General features: G+C 61.9%; 19 protein-coding genes. 15 read left to right on the top strand and 4 right to left on the bottom strand.

The features are described from left to right. The first annotated feature begins 19 nt into the window (after positions 1-19). The 5 genes from argJ (at position 20) to EFD56_RS05655 (ending at position 3,255) form a co-directional block, all read left to right on the top strand. Positions 20-1,261: a bifunctional glutamate N-acetyltransferase/amino-acid acetyltransferase ArgJ gene (gene argJ, locus EFD56_RS05675; RefSeq protein ID WP_126904918.1), complete on the top strand. Its 1,242-nt coding sequence runs from the start codon at positions 20-22 to the stop codon at positions 1,259-1,261. Continuing rightward, positions 1,242-2,048: a GNAT family N-acetyltransferase gene (locus EFD56_RS05670; protein WP_126904917.1), complete on the top strand. Its 807-nt coding sequence runs from the start codon at positions 1,242-1,244 to the stop codon at positions 2,046-2,048. The genes argJ and EFD56_RS05670 overlap by 20 nt, the downstream gene beginning before the upstream one ends. Next, positions 2,045-2,473: an 8-oxo-dGTP diphosphatase MutT gene (mutT, locus tag EFD56_RS05665; RefSeq protein ID WP_126904916.1), complete on the top strand. Its 429-nt coding sequence runs from the start codon at positions 2,045-2,047 to the stop codon at positions 2,471-2,473. The genes EFD56_RS05670 and mutT overlap by 4 nt, the downstream gene beginning before the upstream one ends. Before the next feature lie 229 nt (positions 2,474-2,702). Then, entirely contained in the window at positions 2,703-3,020 is a 318-nt protein-coding gene (locus tag EFD56_RS05660; RefSeq protein WP_004671792.1) for a hypothetical protein, read from the top strand. Between the two features lie 67 nt (positions 3,021-3,087). Beyond that, the gene (locus EFD56_RS05655) at positions 3,088-3,255 is read left to right on the top strand and encodes a Flp family type IVb pilin (RefSeq protein ID WP_004671794.1); all 168 of its coding nucleotides are present in this window, start codon (positions 3,088-3,090) and stop codon (positions 3,253-3,255) included. A gap of 17 nt (positions 3,256-3,272) precedes the next feature. Here the strand turns inward: EFD56_RS05655 and EFD56_RS05650 are convergent, their stop codons facing one another. Then, complete coding sequence (locus tag EFD56_RS05650) at positions 3,273-4,157, bottom strand: methyltransferase domain-containing protein (protein WP_004671796.1); 885 nt, start codon at positions 4,155-4,157, stop codon at positions 3,273-3,275. A gap of 175 nt (positions 4,158-4,332) precedes the next feature. Here EFD56_RS05650 and EFD56_RS05645 point away from each other — a divergent pair, with 175 nt between their 5' ends. From EFD56_RS05645 to EFD56_RS05630, 4 genes are read left to right on the top strand one after another with little or no spacing between them, the layout of a single operon-like run. After that, on the top strand, positions 4,333-5,109 hold the full coding sequence (locus EFD56_RS05645) for a ComF family protein (RefSeq protein ID WP_064828533.1): 777 nt from the start codon (positions 4,333-4,335) through the stop codon (positions 5,107-5,109). Positions 5,110-5,140: 31 nt separating this feature from the next. Beyond that, entirely contained in the window at positions 5,141-5,398 is a 258-nt protein-coding gene (gene grxC, locus EFD56_RS05640; RefSeq protein WP_010002303.1) for a glutaredoxin 3, read from the top strand. 10 nt (positions 5,399-5,408) lie between these two features. Next, a complete protein-coding gene (locus tag EFD56_RS05635) occupies positions 5,409-6,266 on the top strand; it encodes a carbon-nitrogen hydrolase family protein (RefSeq protein ID WP_064828532.1) in 858 nt (285 codons plus the stop codon). Beyond that, positions 6,263-6,691 (top strand): DUF1178 family protein, encoded by a 429-nt coding sequence (locus EFD56_RS05630; protein ID WP_004671803.1) that lies wholly within the window; start codon positions 6,263-6,265, stop codon positions 6,689-6,691. Before EFD56_RS05635 ends, EFD56_RS05630 begins: the two co-directional genes overlap by 4 nt. Before the next feature lie 55 nt (positions 6,692-6,746). Here EFD56_RS05630 and ubiG read toward each other — a convergent pair whose 3' ends face one another. Then, on the bottom strand, positions 6,747-7,493 hold the full coding sequence (gene ubiG / locus EFD56_RS05625) for a bifunctional 2-polyprenyl-6-hydroxyphenol methylase/3-demethylubiquinol 3-O-methyltransferase UbiG (protein WP_085743334.1): 747 nt from the start codon (positions 7,491-7,493) through the stop codon (positions 6,747-6,749). Positions 7,494-7,788: 295 nt separating this feature from the next. Between ubiG and EFD56_RS05620 the strand changes: the two genes are divergently transcribed. From EFD56_RS05620 to clpB, 6 genes are all read left to right on the top strand, one after another. After that, positions 7,789-9,063, top strand: a complete 1,275-nt coding sequence (locus tag EFD56_RS05620) for an aspartate kinase (RefSeq protein ID WP_004671807.1) — start codon at positions 7,789-7,791, stop codon at positions 9,061-9,063. 89 nt (positions 9,064-9,152) lie between these two features. Continuing rightward, positions 9,153-11,420, top strand: coding sequence for a phosphoenolpyruvate--protein phosphotransferase (ptsP, locus tag EFD56_RS05615; RefSeq protein ID WP_004671809.1), 2,268 nt, complete (start codon positions 9,153-9,155; stop codon positions 11,418-11,420). Between the two features lie 29 nt (positions 11,421-11,449). Continuing rightward, a complete protein-coding gene (gene prfA / locus EFD56_RS05610) occupies positions 11,450-12,529 on the top strand; it encodes a peptide chain release factor 1 (protein WP_085743333.1) in 1,080 nt (359 codons plus the stop codon). After that, positions 12,526-13,386: a peptide chain release factor N(5)-glutamine methyltransferase gene (prmC, locus tag EFD56_RS05605; RefSeq protein WP_037114104.1), complete on the top strand. Its 861-nt coding sequence runs from the start codon at positions 12,526-12,528 to the stop codon at positions 13,384-13,386. The genes prfA and prmC overlap by 4 nt, the downstream gene beginning before the upstream one ends. A 343-nt stretch (positions 13,387-13,729) precedes the next feature. Beyond that, positions 13,730-14,440, top strand: a complete 711-nt coding sequence (locus EFD56_RS05600) for a DUF4167 domain-containing protein (protein ID WP_126904915.1) — start codon at positions 13,730-13,732, stop codon at positions 14,438-14,440. 251 nt (positions 14,441-14,691) lie between these two features. After that, the gene (clpB, locus tag EFD56_RS05595; RefSeq protein ID WP_004671816.1) at positions 14,692-17,292 is read left to right on the top strand and encodes an ATP-dependent chaperone ClpB; all 2,601 of its coding nucleotides are present in this window, start codon (positions 14,692-14,694) and stop codon (positions 17,290-17,292) included. Positions 17,293-17,391: 99 nt separating this feature from the next. On the opposite strand, the gene EFD56_RS05590 is transcribed toward clpB, so the two are convergent. After that, positions 17,392-19,332: a M23 family metallopeptidase gene (locus EFD56_RS05590; RefSeq protein ID WP_126904914.1), complete on the bottom strand. Its 1,941-nt coding sequence runs from the start codon at positions 19,330-19,332 to the stop codon at positions 17,392-17,394. Between the two features lie 143 nt (positions 19,333-19,475). Further along, positions 19,476-19,810, bottom strand: a 335-nt coding sequence (locus tag EFD56_RS32910; RefSeq protein WP_206513410.1) for a hypothetical protein, incomplete at its 5' end; no start/stop codon positions are given.

The raw sequence follows: 19,810 nt of genomic DNA, 5'->3' as shown, positions 1-19,810 counted from the left end.
TCCATTGGCAGGTTTCATTATGTCCGGTTCTGTTTCTCCGCTTGCTCCGAAATCCTTCGTTTCCATGCCTGCGCTGCGCGGCGTGCGCATGGCGACGGCTTCCGCCGGCATCAAGTACAAGAACCGCACCGACGTGCTGATGATGGTCTTCGACAAGCCGGCCGCCGTCGCCGGTGTTTTCACCCGCTCCAAATGCCCGTCGGCACCGGTCGATTTCTGCCGTGCCAACCTGCCGCATGGCGTTGCGCGCGCCGTCGTCGTCAATTCCGGCAATGCCAATGCCTTTACCGGCATGAAGGGCCGCCAGGCGACCGCGCTGACGGCGAAATCGGCCGCGGCGGCCGTCGGCTGCGGCGAGAACGAGGTCTATCTGGCCTCGACCGGCGTCATCGGCGAACCGCTCGACGCCACCAAATTCTCAGGCGTCCTGGAGCGGATGCAGGCCGAGGCCACTGGCGATTTCTGGCTCGAGGCCGCCAAGGCGATCATGACGACCGACACCTATCCGAAAGTATCGACGCGCAGCGCCGAGATCGGCGGTGTTGCCGTGACGATCAACGGCATTGCCAAGGGCGCGGGCATGATTGCGCCCGACATGGCGACGATGCTCTCCTTCGTCGTGACCGATGCGGACATCGCGCCGGCCGCGCTGCAGGCGCTGCTGTCCGATGGCGTCGGCCCGACCTTCAATTCCATGACCGTCGACAGCGACACCTCCACCTCCGACACGCTGATGCTGTTTGCGACGGGTGCCGCGACCGAAGACGGCCAGGCCCGCATCGAACGCGCCGATGATCCGCGCCTTGCGGCCTTCCGGGCCGCTCTCAACGAAGTGCTGAAGGATCTGTCGCTGCAAGTGGTGCGCGACGGCGAGGGCGCCACCAAGATGCTCGAAATCACCGTGACCGGCGCCGAGAGCGATGCCGCCGCCAAGCGTATCGCGCTGTCGATCGCCAATTCGCCGCTGGTCAAGACGGCGGCTGCCGGCGAAGACGCCAATTGGGGCCGGATCGTCATGGCTGTCGGCAAATCAGGCGAGATGGCCGACCGCGACCGGCTCGCCATCTGGTTCGGCGACGTCAGGGTCGCCGTCAACGGCGAGCGCGACCCCGACTATTCCGAGCAAGCCGCCTCGAATGTGATGAAGGCGCAGGATATCCCCGTCAAAGTCGATATCGGCCTCGGCACCGGTTCGGCAACCGTCTGGACCTGCGACCTCACCAAGGAATATGTTGCGATCAATGGCGACTATCGGAGCTGATCGTTCGTTGGAGCAGGCATCTATTTCCTCGCAGAATTTGCCGCTGGTCCGCAGGCTGGAGGCTGTCGGTTTTCGCGCCTGGCCGGCGGCATCCGTGCAATATGACGGCAGTTGGCAGGTCCGGTTGACGGCCGGCCACCCGTCCAACCGGCTGAATTCCATCGTGCCGCTCGATCCGTCGGACCATCGCGACGTCGAGATCCGCCTGGAAAAGGCGAGCCGCAAGTTCGAAGCCTATGGTCGCGCCGCCGTCGTCCGGCAGACGCCGCTCGCGTCGCCTGTCTTGATCGAGCTTCTCGGCGCGCAGAACTGGACGCAGTTCGACGAAACGGTGGTGATGACCTGTGATCTCACCGAGGCTGCGCTGCCGGATACGCTCGATCATCTGCCGACCCACGACGTCGGCCGTTTCGTCGATGCCAACCTTGCCGTCGATGGAGCGCCTTTGACGCTGAAGCCGGCACTTGCGGAGATCATTTCCGCGATCAAGCCGCCGTCGGGCCTCTTCATGATTGAAAATGCGGTGGACGGCCCGCTTGCGACCGTGCTCTGCGTCCAGGACAACGATCTTGCCGGCATCATGTCGCTTTCGGTCTGCGAACCGCGGCGACGCGAAGGACTAGGCACCGAAATCCTGACTTCGGCGCTGCGCTGGGCACGCATGCGCAGCGCCCGATCGGCCTGGCTGCAGGTCAAGATTTCCAACCGCCCGGCGATAGCACTTTACGAGCGCCTCGGTTTTCGCGACGCCTATCATTATTGTTATTGGCAGCGGGAGCCGCGATGAGCGAACCTCTCATACAGTGCAATGGCCGGAAGATATTGCTGGTCGCCGCCTGTGCGCTGATCGATGCCGACGGGCGTATTCTATTGGCACAGCGTCCCGAGGGAAAATCGCTTGCCGGGCTGTGGGAGTTTCCCGGCGGCAAGGTCGAGCCCGGCGAGACGCCGGAGGAAACACTGGTGCGCGAGCTCGAGGAAGAGCTTGGCATCAAGACGAAGATCGCCTGCCTCGCGCCGCTGACTTTCGCCAGCCATTCCTACGAGACGTTCCACCTGTTGATGCCGCTTTACATCTGCCGGCGCTATGATGGCATTGCACAAGGCCGCGAGGGGCAGGCCTTGAAATGGGTGCGTGCGCAGGCGCTTCGGGATTACCCGATGCCGCCGGCCGACGAGCCGCTCATCCCGATGCTGCAGGATTTACTTTAGAGCGCGTCTTGTTGAACTTAATGCGCGCGACGCGCTTTAAATTCTTATTTCATTGCATGTCGTTCTCCAGGAACTGCTGCGCCCTTCCAGTCGACATGTATTAGCGTTAGCTGATTATTATTGTCCCACGCCGTTTTCGGCTGTGGATATTAATGGATCGTTTAACACCTTCTGCCAAAGATCGGCCTCAATCAAGCATCTGACGTGCGTATTTAAAAGGCTTGACCTCATGGACGATGATTTCTGGAAAGCTGTCCGGGAAAAGGAACGGGCTTCGTCTGCCTCGCGCAGGACGGGTGCGCTCAATATCGCCCTTCTCTTTGGCACGGCGGTGGTCGCCCTGACACTGATCCTGACGCCGATGCTTGCCGATTCCTCGAAGAAAAGCGTCTTTGCCAGCGCGCCGGTGGATTTCGACACGATCACCACAGGATCGATCCCGAAGAACGAAGGCGGCAAGCGCTATACGATTCGCCGCAGCGTCCTGCAGGAGACGCCCGGCTCGGTCTGCGTCGTCGAGGGATACGGCGTCGGCGCCGGTTGCTGAAAATGCCGGCCATCGCCCGATGGCCGGCAATTAGTCATTGCAGTCGATTCACGCAAAGGTTGGGGTAATGCGTCTTTTGAAAGCATTTTTTGCGGACGGCACGGGTGCAACGGCGGTCGAATACGGGCTGATCGCCGCCGTCATCTGCACGGCGCTGGTCTCGGGTCTCGGCTTCTTTACCGGCAGCCTGCAGAACGTCTTCAGCGTTGTCAGCAACAATATCACCGTCAATTAAACAGACGGCCGTCTACGCTATTGCCTGAGCTTGTGCTCGTCCACTTTCAGCGCATCGGCAAGGCGTGCCTTGGCCGAGCCCGGCTGGAGCGGCTTCTGCTGGCTCTCGTGAGCCGCCCATCCGGAGACATAGATGATCGAAAAGGTCGCGCGAATGCGTCCGTCGGGATCGGAATAGCGCTCGGCATAGATCTCTGCTGCGCGCAGGAAGAAGGTGCGGGTCAGGGGCATGCGGCCGCGGGCCGCGAGCGGATTGCTCATGCCCATGGCCCGGAGATCGCGCATCAGCGGAAACAGAGAATCATATCGTACCGTATAGGTCTCAGCGTCGATCACCGGCAGGGTGAAGCCGGCGCGCTGCATGAGACTTCCGACATCGCGCACATCGGCAAAGGGGATGACGCGCGGGCTGGCGCCGCCGGTCATTTCGACTTCGGCGGTCAAGAGCGCGTCGCGCAGTTCCTGCAGCGTGCCGGCGCCGGGAATGCCCGCCAGGAACAGACCGTCCGGTTTCAGGGCGCGGCGAATCTGGATGAAAACACCCGGTGTGTCATTGGTCAGGTGCAGGCTGAGCGGCGCCAGAATGAGGTTGGCCGATTGCGGATCGAGAGGCACGTCCTCGAGCGGCGCTTCGATAAAGCTTTCGCTTGAGGCCGCATAAGCCTTCTCGCTCTCGACGCGGATCATCTTGCCGATCTTGCCCGTCGCCATTGCCGCGCGGGCCGCCGCCCCGGTCGTGCCATGCAATTCGACGGCGGTTTCGAAGCGCCGTTCAACGACCGCCAGCCTCTCGGCCATTTCCTCTGCCGCGATGTCCAGTAGGAAGGCGGCTTTCGGGTCGTTGTTGACAAGCGCGCGATGGCGATGTGCGGCGATCAGGGCTCTGTCGAAGATCGTTTCCATGCGATGTCCTTACTGCATAATTCCTGAAATCGGAATCGATTTCAGGGACTATGCAGCCACCGAAAGCGTTGCAGCTTCCTTGTCCGTCTTTTCAGACGCGCGGCGCTGCAGCCCCGGCGTCGCTGACGCTGCAAGGCGATTTTCCTTTCGAAGAGAACCGGCTAATCTCAGCGGCATGCGACCGATCGATTTCGAAAGACCGGCGGAGTTCCTGCGGACGCAGCTCTTGCGGCCGTTTTCGGCACTTGCCGATTTTCTCTATCCGCCGGCCTGTTCGGTCTGCGGCGTTTCCACCGGCGGCCATCGCGGGCTCTGCGCGAAATGCTGGGCCGGCATCCGCTTTATCGAACGGCCCTATTGCGAGGTGCTCGGCATTCCCTTCTCGCACGATCTCGGCGCCGGCATTCTCAGCGCCGAGGCAATCGCCAATCCGCCGCCTTTCGACCGGCTGCGGTCGGCGGCGACCCACGACCACGCGGTCCGCGACCTCGTGCATGGGCTTAAATATCGCGATCGCACCGATCTGGCGCCGATGATGGCCGGATGGATGTTGCGCGCTTCCGATGGGACGGTCGAAAGCTGCGATGCGCTGATTCCGGTGCCGCTGCACCGCACGCGCATGCTGACCCGCAAGTTCAACCAGGCTGCCGAGCTTGCCCGCCATATGGCAAGGCTTTCCGGCAAACCGCTGCTTGCCGCCACCCTTGTCCGCGTCAAACGTACCAGCCAGCAGGTCGGCCTCGGCGCCAAGGCGCGCGAGGACAATGTCAGAGGCGCTTTCGCGATTGCCAAGGGTCGCGAAAACGACATTTTCGGCAAGCGCATCGTCCTTATCGACGACGTTTATACGACAGGGGCGACGGTTGCCGCCGCAAGCCGGACGCTGCGCAAGGCGGGCGCGGCCGAGATCACGGTTTTGACCTTTGCAAGGGCTCTCTCCGAGCCTATATGACAGAAATACCCGGCATCCGTCTGGAGATATCATGGTACCCGTCACGATCTATACACGGCAGTTCTGCGGCTATTGCAGCCGCGCCAAGTCCCTTCTTGAAGAAAAGGGCGTCGACTACGTCGAGCACGACGCGACCTATTCCCCGGACCTTCGCCAGGAGATGATCGGCAAATCGAACGGACGGACCACCTTCCCGCAGATCTTTATCGGCGCCGAACATGTCGGCGGCTGCGACGATCTCTTTGCGCTCGACCGTGCCGGCAAGCTCGATCCAATGCTGGCGGCGTGAGGACGAACCGATGAGTTTCAAGGCTGCCGCCATCCAGATGTGCTCCGGGGTCGATCCGGTCAAGAATGCCGCCGCCATGGCAAGGCTGGTGCGCGAGGCTGCCGCCCAAGGCGCGATCTATGTGCAGACGCCCGAGATGACCGGCATCCTGCAGCGCGACCGGGCCGCGGCACGCGCCGTGCTCACAGACGAGGCGCATGACGTCATCGTCAAGACCGGCTCCGAGCTTGCCAGGGAGTTCGGAATTCACATGCATGTCGGCTCGACGGCGATCGCGCTTTCCGACGGCAAGATCGCCAATCGCGGTTTCCTGTTCGGTCCCGACGGCAGGATTCTCAATCGCTACGACAAGATCCATATGTTCGACGTCGACCTCGACAATGGCGAAAGCTGGCGTGAAAGTGCGGCCTATACGGCGGGCTCGGAGGCGCGCGTCCTGTCGCTGCCTTTTGCCGAAATGGGTTTCGCGATCTGCTACGACGTGCGCTTTCCCGCGCTTTTCCGAGCTCAGGCCGTTGCCGGCGCCGAGGTGATGACGGTTCCGTCCTCCTTCGCCCGGCAGACGGGGGAAGCGCATTGGGAGATACTGCTGCGCGCCCGCGCGATCGAGAACGGTGTCTTCGTCATCGCCGCGGCGCAGGCCGGCCGGCACGAGGACGGGCGCGAGACCTTCGGCCATTCGATGATCATCGATCCCTGGGGCACGGTGCTGGCCTCCGCCGGCGCCACCGGAGAGGCGGTCATTCTCGCCGAGATCGATCCCGGCGCGGTCAAGGCTGCGCATGACAAGATCCCGAACCTGAGGAACGGCCGGGAATTCTCGGTCGAGAAGATTGCGGGGGCAGTCGCAGGAGGCGTCGCCGCTTGATCCGCTATTCCCTCACCTGCGACAATGCCCATGAATTCGAAGGCTGGTTTTCGGAAAGCGCCGACTTCGACCGTCAGGTCGCGACCGGTTTCCTGACCTGCCCGGTCTGCCAGTCCGCCGCCGTCTCCAAACTTCTGATGGCGCCGTCGGTAGCGACGGCGCGCAAGAAGGACGAGAGGCAGACGCTGGCGATGGATGCAATGCGGCAGGAGGCCCTGCAAAAACTAAAAGAGGCCGTCGCCGCCGTTAAAGCCAATTCCGAGGATGTCGGTACAAAGTTCCCAGAGGAGGCCCGCAAGATCCATTATGGCGAAGCGGATGCCCGCGGCATCATCGGCCAGGCGACGCTCGACGAGGCGCAAGCGCTGGTGGAAGAAGGCATAGAGATCGCGGCTATTCCGGTTCTGCCGGAGGATGTGCACTAATAGTCAGCCGATGCGGTTTGGCTCGCCGAAATGTAGCCGGCTTATGAGTGCGAAATCAAGCCGGCCGCTTCCCCAGCAGCATGTAGTTCACGTCCATATCTCTCGATAGGTTCCACTGGTTCGACAGTGGATTGAAGAAGACGCCGGTGCGGTCGGTTATCTCGAGGCCGCTTGCGGCAAGCGGCTTTTCCAGTTCTTCCGGACGCACCAGCTTTTCATATTGATGGGTGCCGCGCGGCAGCCAGCGCAGGATGTTCTCGGCGGCGAAGATGGCAAGCGCTGCCGCCTTCATCGTCCGATTGATGGTGGCAACGAAGAGCAGGCCGCCGGGGCGGACCATCTTCGCGCAGGTCGTCATGAAGAACTCGACATCGGCGACGTGTTCGACCACTTCCATGTTCAGAACGATATCGAAGGTCTCGCCGGCCTCGGCGAGCTCCTCGGCGGTGACGGCGCGATAGTCGACCGGGACGCCGGAGGCTTTCGCATGGGTCGAGGCGATGCCGATATTCTTCTCGGAGGGGTCCGCACCGACGACGGAGGCGCCCATGCGGGCGACCGGTTCGGACAACAGGCCGCCGCCGCAGCCGATATCGAGCACGCGCAGACCCTCGAGCGGCCGAGGGCTTTTCGGATCGCGGCCGAAATTCGCGCAAGCCTTGTCTCTTAGATAGGCGAGGCGGACGGGATTGAACCTGTGCAGCGGTTTGAACTTGCCGGTCGGGCTCCACCATTCCGCCGCCATCGCCGAGAAGCGGTCCACTTCGCCCTGGTCGATCGTGCTTCTGGCGCCTTCCGTCATCGTCCGCTCCTTCGTTCGTCAGATGTGAAGTCGGATGATCGGCAGCATAAGTCAAGGGGCGCGGAGCAGGAGGCCGGCAGGCGTGGAGCAGCCCGGCAACTGCTTTTATCGCACGCGCTTGCCTCCCCCGGCCAAACTCGCTAAGAGACGCCGCAACTTGGGGCCTTACAGGCCTGGGCTTTTAGAGCGGTTCCAGAAATTGTAACTCGGCTCTTTCGCCAAGCGGTCCGCCCCAGAGCTTTCGTGATGCCGGGTGCGGGTTTCCGTTTTCCGGCGCCAGTCGTGGTAGAGGCATATGGCACGCATCGTAATGAAATTCGGCGGCACGTCCGTCGCTGACCTAGACCGCATCAAGAACGTTGCCCGCCACGTGAAACGCGAAGTCGATGCCGGCCACGAGGTGGCGGTGGTCGTTTCGGCTATGTCCGGCAAGACCAACGAGTTGGTCGGTTGGGTGCAGGGCACGCCGAAGGTGATCGGCGCCAACTCTCCGTTTTACGATGCGCGGGAATATGACGCAGTCGTCGCCTCCGGCGAGCAGGTAACATCGGGGCTGCTCGCCATCGCGCTGCAGGCGATGGATATCAATGCGCGCTCCTGGCAGGGATGGCAGATCCCGATCCGCACCGACAACGCCCATGGCGCGGCGCGCATTCTCGATATCGACGGTTCCGACATCATCAAGCGCATGGGCGAGGGGCAGGTTGCCGTCATCGCCGGTTTCCAGGGATTGGGACCCGACAACCGCATTGCGACACTCGGGCGCGGCGGGTCGGATACATCGGCTGTCGCCATCGCGGCCGCTGTCAAAGCGGATCGCTGCGATATTTATACCGATGTCGACGGCGTCTACACGACCGATCCGCGCATCGTGCCGCAGGCGCGCAGGCTGAAGAAGATCGCTTTCGAAGAAATGCTCGAGATGGCCTCGCTCGGCGCCAAGGTGCTGCAGGTGCGCTCGGTCGAGCTTGCCATGGTGCACAAGGTGCGTACCTTCGTGCGCTCGTCTTTCGAAGATCCCGATGCTCCGGGCATGGGCGATCTGTTGAACCCGCCCGGAACGCTGATTTGTGACGAGGATGAAATCGTGGAACAGGAAGTAGTCACCGGCATCGCCTATGCCAAGGATGAGGCTCAGATCTCGCTTCGCCGTCTTGCCGACCGGCCGGGCGTCTCCGCCGCGATCTTCGGGCCGCTTGCCGAATCCCATATCAATGTCGACATGATCGTCCAGAATATTTCCGAGGACGGATCGAAGACCGACATGACCTTCACCGTGCCGTCGGGCGACGTCGAGAAGGCGATCAAGGTGCTCGGCGACCATAAGGAGAAGATCGGCTACGACGTCGTGCAAAACGAATCGGGGCTGGTGAAAGTCTCGGTCATTGGCATCGGCATGCGCAGCCATGCCGGCGTGGCAGCGACTGCGTTTCGTGCACTTGCCGAAAAAGGCATCAACATCAAGGCGATCACCACCTCCGAGATCAAGATTTCCATCCTGATCGACGGTCCCTATGCAGAACTCGCTGTCAGGACTTTGCATTCCTGCTACGGTCTGGATAAGAATTGATTCCCAGCGGGCGGCCTGCCCCTTCAGGTTGAGGAGACGAAGGCAGGCCGGCCGGGACAGAGTGCCTTGTTTCGGGAGCTTGAGACGTCATGAGAGACCTTTCCGGCGGTCCGCGCGTGCTGCTCAGGCGGCTGCGCGAGTTGATGGCAGAGCCGCTGGAGCCGCAGGATCGTCTCGACCGGATCGTCCGCCAGATCGCCAGCAACATGGTGGCGGAGGTTTGCTCCGTCTACGTGCTGCGCGCCGACGGCGTGCTTGAGCTCTACGCGACCGAAGGCCTCAACCGCGAGGCCGTGCACCTGGCGCAGCTGAAGATGGGGCAGGGCCTCGTCGGCACGATCGCGGCTTCAGCGCAGCCGCTCAACCTTTCCGACGCACAGTCGCACCCGGCGTTCCGCTACCTGCCGGAGACGGGTGAAGAAATCTACCATTCCTTCCTCGGCGTGCCGATCTTGAGGACCGGGCGCTCACTTGGCGTTCTCGTCGTGCAGAACAAGGCGAGCCGCAACTATCGCGACGAGGAGGTGGAAGCGCTCGAAACGACGGCGATGGTGCTCGCCGAAATGATCGCCACCGGCGAACTGAAGAAGATTACCAAGCCGGGCCTCGAACTCGACCTGACGCGTTCGGTGACGATCGACGGCGATACCTATAATGACGGCATCGGCCTCGGTTACGTCGTATTGCACGAGCCGCGCATCGTCGTCACCAACCTGCTGAATGAGGATGCGGAGAAGGAGATCCGGCGGCTGGCGGAAGCCATGGGTTCGCTCAGGATCTCGATCGACGACATGCTGTCGCGTCGCGACGTCTCGATGGAAGGCGAGCATCGCGAGGTGCTCGAAACCTACCGGATGTTTGCGCATGACCAGGGCTGGGTGCGCAAGCTCGAGGAGGCGATTCGCAACGGCCTGACAGCGGAAGCGGCGGTCGAGAAGGTGCAGAGCGACACCAAGGCGCGGATGATGCGGTTGACCGACCCTTATCTGCGCGAACGCATGCATGATTTCGAAGATCTGGCGAACCGGCTGCTCCGACAGCTGACGGGTTATACCGGCCGGACGACGGCCGAAGGTTTTCCCAACGACGCGATCATTCTGGCGCGCGCCATGGGGGCGGCGGAACTGCTCGATTATCCGCGCGCCAATGTGCGCGGGCTGGTGCTGGAAGAAGGGGCGGTGACGAGCCATGTGGTGATCGTCGCGCGCGCCATGGGCATTCCAGTCATTGGCCAGGCGGCGGGCGTGGTGGCGCTCGCCGAGAACGGCGATGCCGTGATCATCGACGCCGACGAGGGGCATGTGCATCTGCGGCCGATGGCCGATCATCGCCGTTCCTATGAGGAAAAGGTGCGCTTCCGCGCCAGGCGGCAGGAACAGTTCCGGGCGCTGCGGGCCATCGAGCCGGTCACCAAGGACGGCCAGCGGATTTCGCTGATGATGAATGCCGGGCTTCTGGTCGATCTGCCGCAGCTGTCGGAATCGGGTGCAGAGGGCATCGGTCTCTTCCGCACCGAGCTGCAATTCATGATCGCTTCCACCATGCCGAAGGCGGACGAGCAGGAACAGTTCTACCGCAATGTGATCAAACAGGCGGCAGGCCGCGTTGTAACCTTCCGCACGCTCGATATCGGCGGGGACAAGGTCGTGCCCTATTTCCGCGGCCACGAGGAAGAAAACCCCGCACTCGGTTGGCGCGCCATCCGGCTGTCGCTCGACCGGCCGGGGTTGCTGCGCACCCAGCTGCGCGCCCTGCTGAAGGCGTCGGCCGACACCGAGCTGAAGCTGATGGTGCCGATGGTGACCGAGGTATCCGAGCTGAGGATGGTGCGCGAGCTCCTGCAGAAGGAAGTGCAGCATCTGTCGCGCTTCGGCCACGGGCTGCCGCGCAAGCTGCAATTCGGCGCGATGCTTGAGGTGCCGGCGCTGCTGTGGCAGCTCGACGAGCTGATGGCGGCGGTCGATTTCGTTTCGGTCGGTTCGAACGACCTCTTCCAGTTCGCGATGGCCGTCGACCGCGGCAATGCGCGCGTGTCGGATCGCTTCGATCCGCTGGGCAAACCGTTTTTGCGCATCCTGCGCGACATCGTGCGCGGCGCCGATCGGAACAAGACGCCGGTAACGCTTTGCGGCGAACTGGCTGGCAAGCCGCTTTCGGCAATGGCGCTGCTCGGCATCGGTTTCCGCTCGATTTCGATGTCGCCGGCCTCGATCGGGCCGGTGAAAGCGATGCTGCTCGGGCTCGATGTCGACGCGCTGGCGAAGGCGATGAATGAAGTGCTGGATGACAACAGCGCCACGGTGCCGATGCGCGAGGTGCTTGCCCGCTTCGCCGAGAGCCACAATATTCCCCTTTAGGCATACATTAAGAAGAATCGGAGTGAAGGGTGGCGAAGCTTCCCGTTGAAAAGATGCGCGAGCTGGAACGCCGTTTCGATGAGATCGAAGCGCGCATGTCGGCAGGCCCGGCCGCCGACGTCTACGTGAAGCTTGCATCCGAATATTCCGAGCTGCAGCCTGTCGTCACGAAGATCCGCGCCTACGAGAAGGCGGTCGCCGAGCTTGCCGATCTCGACACACTGCTCGAAGACAAGACAGTAGATCGCGAGATGCGCGATCTTGCCGAACTCGAACTGCCCGAGGTGAAGGAGCGGATCGAGGCGCTGGAACAGGAAATGCAGATCCTGCTTCTGCCGAAGGATGCGGCGGACGAAAAAAGCGCGATCCTGGAAATCCGCGCCGGCACCGGCGGCTCGGAAGCAGCCCTTTTTGCCGGCGATCTCTTCCGCATGTATGAGCGCTTCGCAGCCGAAAAGGGCTGGAAGGTCGAGGTGCTCTCGGCAAGCGAGGGCGAAGCCGGCGGCTACAAGGAAATCATCGCGACGATCACCGGGCGCGGCGTCTTTGCCAAGCTGAAATTCGAATCCGGCGTCCACCGCGTGCAGCGTGTGCCGGAAACCGAGGCGGGCGGCCGCATCCATACCTCGGCCGCGACGGTGGCGGTGCTGCCGGAGGCAGAAGAGATCGACATCGAAATCCGGCCCGAAGATATCCGCATCGACACGATGCGCTCCTCGGGTGCTGGCGGCCAGCACGTCAATACGACGGACTCGGCGGTGCGCATCACCCACCTGCCGAGCGGCATCGTCGTCACCAGCTCTGAGAAATCGCAGCACCAGAACCGCGCCAAGGCGATGCAGGTTCTGCGTTCCAGGCTCTACGATGCCGAGCGGCAACGGGCCGACAGCGAACGTTCGGCCGATCGCAAGAGCCAGGTCGGCTCCGGAGATCGCTCGGAACGTATCCGCACCTATAATTTTCCGCAGGGACGCGTGACGGACCATCGCATCAATCTGACGCTCTATAAGCTCGACCGGATGATGGAGGGTGAGATCGAGGAGGTCGTCGATGCGCTGATGGCCGATTATCAGGCAAGCCAGCTGGCGCAGCTCGGCGAGCAGCTATGAGTGCCACGGTCGCCGATATGCTTGCCGAAGCGCGCCGCCGCTTCACGGAGGCAGGCATCGCCGATCCGGCAACCGATGCGCGGCTGCTTGTCGCAGGCCTCTTGAAGCAGTCGTCAACCGAGTTGTTGACGCGATCGGCCGAGAAACTTTCTCCTGACCAGATCGCGATGATTTCCAAGGCGCTCGAGCGCCGGCTCGGCCATGAGCCGGTGCATCGCATTCTCGGCGAGCGGGAATTTTACGGTTTGCCGCTTCAGCTCTCGGCGGAAACGCTGGAGCCACGCCCGGATACGGAAATCCTCGTCGATACGGTGCTTGCCTATCTCAAGGACCTTGCAAAGGCGCATGGCGATCTCCATATTCTTGATATCGGAACCGGGACCGGGGCGATATGCCTTGCGCTTTTGAGCGAATGTCCTGAGGCGTCAGGTATCGGCAGCGACATATCGGCGGATGCCCTTGGAACGGCAAGATCAAACGCAGAAAGACACGGATTGCAGGATCGCTTTCAGGCCGTACAGTCGAGTTGGTTCGAGAACATCCGGGGCTCCTTTCACGCGATTGTCTCAAATCCGCCCTATATTGCCTCCAATGTCATTCACGATCTCGCTCCCGAAGTGACGAAATTTGATCCGGTTGCGGCTCTGGATGGCGGCCCGGATGGGCTTGACGCCTACCATGCGATAGCCAAGGATGCGGCAAGGTTCATGAGGCCCGATGGGGTTCTCGGACTGGAAATCGGCTACGATCAGCGAAACGATGTGACGGCGATCTTCGAAGCGAAAGGCTTCAGGTGCCTTAAATCCGTGAAAGATTATGGTCAGAACGACAGGGCGCTCATGTTCGCGCTCGCGTAAAAGGCGATAATTGCGGCATTGGACGGGATATTATTGTTATTGCGAAGAAAAGGCTTGGATTTCCCAGGGAAGCAATATAGGTTGCGGACACGTGTTGGGCAGATAGGAATGAACGAGATTCGTTCGGTACTTGGTTTGCCTCGGGGGTCCGCTCTTTTAAACGAGAGTTTCAACGGTTGAACACGACCCAACGCGTGAATCAGTCAAACTGACTTGAGAACCAAGCGGCAGGTCGGCGCAGAGGCGCAGTATGCTCGCGGCACAAAGGTCCTGACCCGGTTTTCCGGTCATGGCGGTTGGTGCCATGTATCCATCACAAACAGAGAATTCAGGTGAACGATCTATGAGGCCAGGACAGCAAAACAAGCGCGGTCGAGGGCGTGGTAACAACAATAACAATGGCGGCGGTGGAAATAACAATAACAACAATTTCAACCGCAAGGGCGGCAATCCGCTGACCCGGACCTATGACAGCTCCGGCCCCGACGTGAAAATTCGCGGTACTGCCCAGCATATTGCCGAGAAATACGCGCAGCTTGCCCGTGACGCCCAGAGCTCCGGCGACCGCGTGATGGCCGAGAACTATCTTCAGCACGCCGAACACTACAATCGGATCATCGCCAGCGCCCAGGCGCAGATGCAGGAGCGTTTCCAGCGCGACGATCGCGGCGAATACAATGACCGCGACGCGGCGGATCGCGACAGTGACGATATTGATGCCAACGACAATGACGGCGATGATGTCGTCGTCGTCCAGCCGCCGCAGAGCCGGCAGCACCAGCCGCAGGCACAGCCGCAGCCGGCTCCCGCTGCGGCAGCTCAGCCCGAGGTCATCGATGGAACCGGGCCGCAGCCGGAGATCGAAGGCATTCCTGCCGAGGTCGCGATGGATGAGGAAGGTTCCGCCGGCCAGCCGCGCGAACGCCAGCCCCGCCGCCGCAGCGCCGGCAACCGTCCCCGTCGCCCGCGGCGTGGCGCAGAAGGCGATGCGGCCTCGGAAGGCGAGGGCACTTCCGCCGAGGCGCCTGTTCTGGCGGACGCCACATCGGAGTGAGGGATTTCGCCTCTCCTTCGGGAAGAGGCGGGACATTCACATGATCTGCCCGGATTTGCTTAAAAATCCCCGGCCCAGTGCCGGGGATTTTCATTTTGCGGGCTCTTTAAACTCCTGAAACAGGCTACCATATTCTCCTCGAACTGCTTCGCCCAAATCAAATGGGCCAAGCGCGGCCTGCCTTTTCAGGGGGTCGATCTCAATCATCGGTCTGCGCCTCGTGAGGGCAGGGCGATCCATGGAGGTGGAGTATGAATATCGAGAAATATTCGGAGCGGGTGCGCGGTTTCATCCAGTCGGCGCAGACCTATGCGCTGGCGCAGGGCCATCAGCAATTTTCGCCCGAGCATATCCTCAAAGTCCTGCTCGATGACGATCAGGGCATGGCGGCGTCGCTGATCGAGCGCGCCGGCGGTGATGCCAAGGCTGCTCGCCTTGCCAATGACGCGGCACTCGCCAAGTTGCCGAAGATCTCCGGCGGCAACGGCAACATCTATCTGGCGCAGCCGCTTGCCAAGGTGCTTTCGACTGCCGAAGAGGCGGCGAAGAAGGCCGGAGACAGTTTCGTCACCGTTGAACGCCTTCTGCAGGCGCTGGCGATCGAATCCTCGGCCTCTACCTATTCGACGCTGAAGAATGCCGGCGTCACAGCCCAGGGGCTCAACCAGGTCATCAACGATATCCGCAAGGGTCGAACGGCCGATTCCTCCAACGCCGAGCAGGGCTTCGATTCCCTGAAGAAATTTGCGCGTGATCTGACCGGTGAGGCCCGCGAGGGCAAGCTCGATCCGGTGATCGGCCGCGACGACGAAATCCGCCGCACCATCCAGGTCCTGTCGCGGCGCACCAAGAACAATCCGGTGCTGATCGGCGAGCCGGGCGTCGGCAAGACGGCGATCGTCGAAGGTTTGGCGCTGCGCATCGTCAATGGCGACGTGCCGGAATCGCTCAAGGACAAGAAGCTGATGGCGCTCGACATGGGCGCGCTGATTGCCGGTGCGAAATATCGCGGTGAATTCGAAGAGCGGCTGAAGGCCGTGCTCAACGAAGTGCAGGCGGAAAACGGCGAGATCATCCTGTTCATCGACGAGATGCACACGCTGGTCGGCGCCGGCAAGGCCGATGGGGCGATGGATGCCTCCAACCTTCTCAAGCCCGCGCTTGCCCGCGGCGAGCTGCATTGCGTTGGTGCGACCACGCTCGACGAATATCGCAAACATGTCGAGAAAGATCCGGCGCTTGCCCGCCGCTTCCAGCCCGTGGTTGTCGACGAGCCGACGGTCGAAGATACGATCTCGATCCTGCGCGGCCTCAAGGAAAAATACGAGCAGCATCACAAGGTGCGCATCGCCGATGCGGCGCTTGTCGCCGCCGCGACGCTGTCCAATCGCTACATCACCGACCGTTTCCTGCCCGACAAGGCGATCGATCTGATGGATGAGGCGGCAGCGCGGCTGCGCATGCAGGTGGATTCCAAGCCGGAGGAGCTCGACGAGCTCGACCGCCGCATCATCCAGCTGAAGATCGAGCGCGAGGCGCTGAAGAAGGAAACCGACGTCGCGTCCGCCGACCGGCTGAAGCGGCTGGAGACCGAACTGACCACTCTTGAAGAGGAAGCCGATGCGCTGACGGCCCGCTGGCAGGCGGAAAAGCAGAAGCTCGGCCTTGCCGCCGATCTCAAGAAGCAGCTTGACGACGCCCGCAACGAGCTGGCGATTGCCCAGCGCAAGGGTGAGTTTCAGCGCGCCGGCGAGCTGACCTATGGTGTCATTCCGGACCTCGAAAAGCAGCTCGTCGACGCCGAGAAGCAGGATGGCGAGCGTGGCGCGATGGTTCAGGAGGTGGTGATCCCCGACAACATCGCCCACGTCGTTTCCCGCTGGACCGGCATCCCCGTCGACAAGATGCTGGAGGGTGAACGCGACAAGCTGCTTCGGATGGAAGACGAGCTCGCGAAATCGGTGATCGGCCAGGGCGATGCGGTTCAGGCCGTGTCGCGCGCGGTCCGCCGCGCCCGCGCCGGCCTGCAGGATCCGAACCGGCCGATCGGCTCGTTCATTTTCCTCGGCCCGACCGGCGTCGGCAAGACGGAGCTCACCAAGGCGCTCGCCCGCTTCCTGTTCGATGACGAAACCGCAATGGTGCGCATGGATATGTCGGAATACATGGAGAAACACTCCGTTGCCCGGCTGATTGGCGCGCCTCCCGGCTATGTCGGTTATGACGAAGGTGGAGCGCTGACGGAGGCGGTCCGCCGCAGACCTTATCAGGTCGTGCTGTTCGACGAGATCGAGAAGGCGCATCCGGACGTCTTCAACATCCTGCTGCAGGTGCTGGACGACGGACGTCTGACCGACGGCCAGGGCCGCACGGTCGATTTCCGCAACACGATGGTCATCATGACTTCGAACCTCGGCGCCGAATATCTGACGCAGCTTAAGGACGGTGACGACAGCGACACGGTTCGCGAACAGGTGATGGAGGTCGTGCGCGGGCATTTCCGGCCGGAGTTCCTGAACCGTATCGACGAGATCATCCTCTTCCATCGCTTGAAGCGCGAGGAGATGGGCGCGATCGTCGATATCCAGCTGAAGCGGCTTGTGGCCCTGCTGTCGGAGCGCAAGATCGTCATCGATCTCGATGAGGAAGCCCGCCACTGGCTGGCGAACAAGGGGTATGATCCGGTCTACGGCGCACGGCCGCTGAAGCGGGTGATCCAGAAGTTCGTGCAGGATCCGCTGGCCGAGCAGATTCTGTCCGGTCAGGTGCCGGATGGATCGACGGTCAAAGTGACAAACGGGTCGGACCGGCTGCAGTTCCGGACCCGGCAGACGGTCAGCGAAGCGGCATAGCCTGAGCCGCCGGATGAATGAGAGATGGCGGCCTTGGCCGCCATTTTTTCTGGGCCGAGACGCCCCGGCAGTTCGTCAGCCTGGCGGCCGCCACGGCGATTACTTGCTCGCCACCTGATCCGGTGTCTGGTTGTTCAGCAGCGTATCGATGCGCTTGCGCTCATCCTCGAACTTTGCCAGTGCCTCGCCCTGCAAGGATTTGCCGCCCGGCAGGCGAATGCGCAGGGGGTCGACCTTGGTGCCGTTGACGATCAGTTCGTAATGCAGATGCGGGCCGGTGGATTCGCCCGTCGTGCCGACCCAGCCGATCACCTGGCCCTGGCGAATCTTGGCGCCGGGCACGACGCCCTTGGCGATGGCGCTTTGGTGATTGTAGGAGGATTCATAACCGTTCGCATGGCGAATGATCGTCTGGTTGCCATAGCCACCGGAATCCCACCCAGCCTTCTCGACCGTACCGTTACCGGCAGCGATGATCGCCGTACCGCGGGGTGCGGCCCAATCGACGCCGGTATGCATGCGGGCGAAACCGAGGATCGGGTGCCGGCGCATGCCGAAGCCGGATTTGAAGATGCCGTTCGGAACCGGGTTGCGCAGCAGGAACTGGCGGATGCTCTTGCCGTTCTCATCGAAATAATCGACCGTGCCGTCCTCGGGATCCTGGAAACGATAGAAGCGGGTCTGCGTATCGCCGAAACGGGCGTTGACGTAGAGCAGTTCGGAATCCTCGGTCGCCTGACCAGCACTGTCGGCGACGGAGAAGAAGGCCTCGAGCGTATCCGTCGGTCGCAACTGCGCCTGGAAATCGACATTGCTGGCGAGCAGCTTGATGATCAGCGCGGTCATATCCTTGGTCATGCCGTAGGAAAGGGCAGCGCGAAAGATGCCGTCATAAACGCGCGGCAGGTTTTGCCCGGGCGCCGGGGCGAAGGAATTGTCATCGAAGGCCGTGGCGACGGCATCCAGCATCGGCGGCTCGCTGCCGGGCACATATTTGCCCTTGTCGTCGACGGCCACGGTGACCAGATGGCGGGTGCCGCGATAGACGCTCGCCCGAATGATCTTTGCCTGTTCACCCTTCTGGATGATGCCGATACGCAGTACGTCGCCTTTTTCCAGGTCGCTGGCTCCCAACTGCTGGGCGATGATGCCGGCAATGCCATCGGCATATTGCTGCGGGTAGCCGGAATCTGTCAGCGCCTTGGCGATTGGTGCGTCGGCGCGCACCGGCAGGATGTCGTCGGCGAATTCTTCGGTCTGCGGTGTGATCGATTCCGGTGCGGAGACCGTCATATTCTGCTCGAGCACGCGGGCGGAGAGACCCGCGGTCAGATCGACATCGGCATCCTCGTTAGAGAAACGTCGCGGGTCGACGTAATAGAGCGCTGCGAGCTGCGTGTTGCCGTCAGTCAGCACGGAACCGTTGGAGCGCACATTTTCTTCGACCTCCTCCAGTGACAGGCCGGAGGCCATCTTCATGCCGGTCTTGCCGGTCGGGAAGGCAATGGTTTTCAGGCTGACTTCGGATTCAACGTCGGAGCCGTAAATCGCGCCGGTGCGGCTTTGCGGGGCCGGCTGCGGCTCGTCAGCAGAGAAGATCGCCAGCGGATCAAAATCGGGATAGTCCTCGGTCGCGACATGGTTGGCGGCCAGCGTCATCTTCACATGCGCGAAGGGCTGGCGGCGCACGACCTCTTTTTCGCCGTCGTGGACAACGGTCGAAACTTCCATGATCGCCCGGTCGGACGGCTTTGCGGCGATGGCGGGCGCGATCAGCCGGCCGCCGCGCACGACAGTCGTATCCTCATGTGCCTCTGCGGCAGCACTCGCATAGGCTTCGGCAGGGATCGCCAGCTGCTGGCGGCCATCAAGCGCGGCAAACAGGGCGACACCCATCAGGACGGAAGATGTAATGCCGGTGAGGAACGTGCCCGAGAGCCAGCGCAAGGAAACCTCGCGCTTGTCAGGCGCGCGCCTGCCGTCGGCCAGAAGCGGAGGCTCGTTGCCCAACGAGCGGATCATCATTTTCTCCGTCATCATGGCAGTCGGGTCCGCATCCTTACAGTTGATGTCTCTGGGAGCATGTCCTGGCCATCCTGGCTGGGGCGAAAGATGTGCATATTTTGGGCATGGAAGTCAAATCAGCCCCGGAAAGGCAGTCTGCGCGCATTTGCCTGTGTGAATCATGTGTCTCTTAAGACCAGCAGATTGTGATCATGTCGGGGCGCGGGAGACGAAAGAGCGTTCTTTCCCGCGAAAAGTCGAAGAATGTTCACTTCTCCTGCTCTGTCAGGCCGGTCGGAATCCGGGAAACGACCGCATCCGAGCGCCGTCCGAAATTTCACCCGTAAAAACAATGATTTGAAAGAAAAATGATTTTTTTCGAAAAGCGCTGTTGACTTGGAAAAGGGGTTGGTTCTATAAGCCCACTCACTGACGAGGGCGGCGGCGCTGCTGGCGACGAAGTCTCTCGTTCTAAAGAAACTCAAGCGGATTGGCGGATTGCTGGTTTGTGTTC

It is taken from the genome of Rhizobium phaseoli (assembly GCF_003985125.1).
Lineage (GTDB): Bacteria > Pseudomonadota > Alphaproteobacteria > Rhizobiales > Rhizobiaceae > Rhizobium > Rhizobium phaseoli.
This window is presented reverse-complemented; position numbering and strand designations above follow the sequence as displayed.